The organism is Chitinophaga sp. 05T412, assembly GCF_056396465.1.
Map to the genome: position 1 here is coordinate 1 of NZ_JBFTLN010000104.1, position 401 is coordinate 401.

The window sequence follows — 401 nt, forward strand, 5'->3', positions numbered from 1 at the left end:
TGTGCCGCTACTACCAGCCAGGTGAAACTCACCAACTTCGAAGTGCCTTCTACTTCAGTAGCTGGTCCTGAACAAAAACACTGTAATGATTCCATTTTCACCCTCGCGGCTAACAAGCCTGCACAAATGGGTGCATACGGTGCATGGACCATTGTTGGTGGTAAACAATCATGGATCACTATTGCAGATACCACTTTATTCAATTCTAAAGTGACMCTGCTGGCYGGTCATACCGCTACACTGGTATGGACCATTACCAACGGTACYTGTGCCGCTACTACCAGCCAGGTGAAACTCACCAACTTCGAAGTGCCTTCTACTTCAGTAGCTGGTCCTGAACAAAAACACTGTAATGATTCCATTTTCACCCTCGCGGCTAACAAGCCTGCACAAATGGGTGC

1 protein-coding gene is annotated in these 401 nt (G+C 47.7%); it reads left to right on the plus strand.

Annotated features, from left to right (window positions below):
• Positions 1–401 (plus strand): hypothetical protein (locus AC1DFM_RS34865; protein WP_477081396.1); only part of this gene is annotated, 401 nt, incomplete at both ends.